Annotated in this window: 4 protein-coding genes; 2 read left to right on the top strand and 2 right to left on the bottom strand. The window is 38.5% G+C overall.

Annotated features, from left to right (window positions below; translation table 11 throughout):
- Window positions 1-25 precede the first annotated feature (25 nt).
- A complete protein-coding gene (locus tag ACOVQ4_RS12395) occupies window positions 26-1,486 on the bottom strand; it encodes a leucyl aminopeptidase family protein (protein ID WP_421820957.1) in 1,461 nt (486 codons plus the stop codon).
- 107 nt (window positions 1,487-1,593) lie between these two features.
- On the bottom strand, window positions 1,594-1,815 hold the full coding sequence (locus ACOVQ4_RS12390) for a DUF2795 domain-containing protein (RefSeq protein WP_026997867.1): 222 nt from the start codon (window positions 1,813-1,815) through the stop codon (window positions 1,594-1,596).
- A 544-nt stretch (window positions 1,816-2,359) separates the two neighbouring features.
- Between ACOVQ4_RS12390 and ACOVQ4_RS12385 the strand changes: the two genes are divergently transcribed.
- Together ACOVQ4_RS12385 and ACOVQ4_RS12380 are read left to right on the top strand one after the other, a co-directional pair.
- On the top strand, window positions 2,360-2,968 hold the full coding sequence (locus tag ACOVQ4_RS12385) for a hypothetical protein (protein WP_421820956.1): 609 nt from the start codon (window positions 2,360-2,362) through the stop codon (window positions 2,966-2,968).
- Between the two features lie 151 nt (window positions 2,969-3,119).
- On the top strand, window positions 3,120-3,857 hold the full coding sequence (locus tag ACOVQ4_RS12380; protein WP_421820955.1) for a copper homeostasis protein CutC: 738 nt from the start codon (window positions 3,120-3,122) through the stop codon (window positions 3,855-3,857).
- The last annotated feature ends 75 nt before the right edge of the window (window positions 3,858-3,932 follow it).

Genomic DNA, 3,932 nt, shown 5'->3' with positions numbered 1-3,932 from the left:
TGCCTCTTTGCCTGTTGCCTGATTACTACAATACTCCTTCAATAAAATCTATCAACAAACGAATACCAAAAGCGGTACCCGCACGACTTGGAACAAATTCGGTATCGCCAAAGGCTGTGCCAGCAATATCGAGGTGTGCCCAATTGGTATGATTTTCGGTAAATACTTCTAAAAACTTGGCTGCAGAGATAGCCCCCGCCATTGGTTTTCCTGAATAGTTTTTGACATCAGCGATATCCGAAGCAATATCCTCTTTGTACAAATCCCACAAAGGCAATCTCCACAGACGTTCCCCTGTGCGCGAACCAGCATTGCTCAAATGATTAGCTAATTGGTCATTATTGGTAAACAACCCAGCCGCATGATAACCCAATGTAGCGATGCAACTGCCTGTCAAAGTAGCCAAATCTATCAGATAATCAGTCTTGTAGTTTTTGACCATATACCCCAATCCATCTGCCAAAATCACACGCCCTTCGGCATCTGTATCGATTATTTCGATGGTTTTACCCAAATACGAACCAATAACATCACTCGGCTTAAAAGATTTGGCGTCTACTGCATTTTCACAAGTTGGCACTACACCGATAATATGTATTGGTAGCTTGAGTTTAGCCGCTAATTCTACTGTACCCAACACAGCAGCAGCACCTCCCATATCCGATTTCATAAGGTGCATATTCGTTGAGGATTTGATAGAAATACCGCCCGTATCGAAAGTTACGCCCTTACCTACCAAACCAATTGTTTTTTGTGGCAAAGGAAAACGGTATTCAACTACAATCATCGCTGGGTCATGCTCGCTTCCTTGACCTACCGCCAATAATGCCTCAAAACCATCTTTTTCCAAAGCAGGTCGGTCGATGATATGGGCAACATAACCAAATTTTTGCGCAGAAGCTACAGCCCAATCACACAAGACTTGCGGTGTTTTTTTGTTGGCAGGAGCATTCATCAAATCAAAAATCTCCATCTGTGTTTCGGCTGTGGCAATACCTTTATCGACTAAATTTTGGGCATTTTCACCGAATAATTCACCTGTAACAAGAGTAATCTGCCCATTTTCGCCAAAAACCTCTGAAGGCGTTTCGCTTTCTGTTTTGTAGAGTTTGCTGTTGTATTGTCCTAGTACGATACCATTGGCTACCCATTCGAGCTGTTCAAGATTCAAAGTATCAACCACTACATCAACTTTGGCGGCTATTCTTGTTTTTTGGTGATGAAAGAAATAGCGTAAAGCCTTGATTACTTGTGCAGAGTCAGCATTTTTTCCTAGTCCTAAGAAAAAAACTTTTTGCCCTAGATTAGTATAAAAAGAGAAGGTTTCCTTGAGGTCGGCCTTAAACTCCTTGGCTAAAATATCCGCATCAAATACTTCAGATTGTGCAATAGATAGTAACTGTGCAGATAAATTATCGCTTTGATTTAATACATATAAACGGCTTTGTGCCTGTGTATCGAGAGAAGAAGAAAGAATAATAGACATGGTTTTAAGAGTTTATGGCAATCGGGTAATAGCTATTGGCCTTACTGACCACCAGTGGATATCAACCAAAAATGCCACCTTAGAGGGTGGCATTTTATAAGAATCAATTAATATTCGTCTTCATTAAAGAAGAAGTCGTCCTTTGTAGGATAATCTGGCCAGATTTCTTCGATGCTCTCGTAAGGTTGACCGTCATCTTCCAATTCTTGTAAGTTTTCGACTACTTCTAATGGCGAACCTGTACGAATCGCATAGTCAATTAATTCATCTTTTGTTGCTGGCCAAGGAGCGTCTTCTAAGTAAGATGCAAGTTCTAGTGTCCAATACATATTCTTTCTCTAAATTTGGTTACTGGTTAAACGAAGGTAATAGAGCAATCTACTGACTATAAATCAATTATGTCTTTTATAAATGCTTATTTTACCCCTATTTTTTTGATTGATTTAATAGGACTGCAAAAGTACAAGTTTTTTGAAATTACCAACATTACTAGTTTGTAATTATTTAGATAATTCAAATAAATTTTCAAAATGATAAATACGGGGCTATTTGTCTACCTTTTTTCTTTATTTCTACAAAAAAGCCCAAATATTATCTCTATTTTGATTTTCTCATGCGTAATTAACTAATTTTTCTATAAAAAAGTATATTCAAAACCCTGTTTTTTTATGAAAAGTGCCTATATTTTTCGGGTTTTCCCTTAAGAAATAGATAACTAATTGATAATGAATCTGTAGACACTTATTTCCGAAGAAAAATATTCCCATGACTATTTTACTAAAACAAAATTCGCGACATGGAGGCGAATCTCAACTATATTTGTGATATTGTTTACACTACATGAATAATTCACACTCTACAAAACATTTTAGCATGAAAAAGCTTTTTTACTACGCACTATTCTTATTATTCTCACCTGTAGCCCAAGCCCAATTTATCAAAATCGACAATGGTGTTCTGTTTAGTTCGTTCAGAAATGAGCTCAAACTCGATATTCTTACTCAAAGAAATACTAGTTATGCCACCGCCCTCGGTATTGATTATTTACAGAAGAAGCACTTTTATTTATCTTCTCAAATAGGATATCTACAAATTGGTGGGCATGAAAAAAACGATGCCCTTGCAGGTACAGGATTTGGAGAGGCTTGCGAACAAACAAGTTTTGTTCATCTCAACACTCAGTTTCGCTATTTGATTTTTACAGAAAAACCCTTTAGCCCTAGCTTTTTTGTTTCGCTTGGTCCATTTGCCAATATTCTTTCAGGGAAAAAAGCGTTCAAAAGTTATTACCAAGGTTATGACTTCCAAAATCTTTACGGAGGTCTAAAAACCGAACTCGGCATTACCAAAGACTTTCGTCGCCTAAGATTAGGACTTGTCGGAAGTTATTTGTACAACCTCTCTCCCACGGCCAAATCTTCAGCACTTGGGCTAAACAGTCCTAGCTACAGCATGATGTTTACCCTTGGCTATCGCATCTGAGCTATTCAAATAGGAATATTCGGTCTTTTTTTACCGTTAAAAAAATCTCATTAGGCACTTATTAAATTTTTTTATTAAATGATTCATCAAAAATCCTGCGAAATGATACCTTTACATATATTTTAAAAATCCCATTTTTCTGAAATACTTTATGAAAATTGAAATTTGTGCTTACTCGCTCGAATCGTGTATTGCGGCCGAGCAAGGAGGCGCTAATCGTATCGAATTGTGTGCTTCGCCTTATGAAGGTGGCACAACACCATCAGCAGGACTTATCCAACTAGCCAAACAACACACCACCATTGGCGTTCATGTCATGATTCGTCCACGTGGCAGCGATTTTTGTTACTCTGCGCTTGAACTAGAGCAGATGAAACAAGATATGCTTGTAGCTAAACAACTAGGAGCCGACGGTTTTGTTATAGGCATATTACAAAAAAATGGTCGAGTGAACGTCGAGCAAACAAAAGCTTTCGTCGAATTAGCTCATCCCCTGCCTGTTACCTTTCATCGCGCTATTGATATGACGCCAGATTACCTTCAGGCGCTCGAAGATATCATTGAGGCGGGTTGTAAACGTATCCTAACTTCGGGTCAAAAAAACTTAGCAGAAGAAGGCGCAGAGAATCTAAAAGCTTTGATTAAACAAGCCAATGGAAGAATTGAAGTGATGATTGGGAGCGGGGTCAATGTACGAAATGCCTTAAAACTTGCGGCACTAGGCGCTGATGCCCTACACTTTACGGGCAAGTCGACCAGAGATTCGGAAATGGAGTTTAGGAAAGAAGATATTGCGATGGGCGGGCTTTCGGAAGTACCCGAATATGGCGTAATGTATTCGAATGTCGAAAAAATCCGTGCCGTTGTAGCGCTATTCAAATCGGCATAGCAATTTTGAGTTTTGTTTTTAATGATTGAGAAACAACTTAAGTTAGTAGGCAAAATAGAATTTAATTTTTGTGCC

The organism is Flectobacillus sp. (genome assembly GCF_049240685.1).
Classification (GTDB): domain Bacteria; phylum Bacteroidota; class Bacteroidia; order Cytophagales; family Spirosomataceae; genus Flectobacillus.
This window is presented reverse-complemented; position numbering and strand designations above follow the sequence as displayed.

Coding starts and splice junctions, on each gene's coding strand:
- ACOVQ4_RS12395 (WP_421820957.1), bottom strand. CDS start 1,486: ATGTCTATTATTCTTTCTTCTTCTCTCGATACACAGGCACAAAGCCGT.
- ACOVQ4_RS12390 (WP_026997867.1), bottom strand. CDS start 1,815: ATGTATTGGACACTAGAACTTGCATCTTACTTAGAAGACGCTCCTTGG.
- ACOVQ4_RS12385 (WP_421820956.1), top strand. CDS start 2,360: ATGAAAAAGCTTTTTTACTACGCACTATTCTTATTATTCTCACCTGTA.
- ACOVQ4_RS12380 (WP_421820955.1), top strand. CDS start 3,120: ATGAAAATTGAAATTTGTGCTTACTCGCTCGAATCGTGTATTGCGGCC.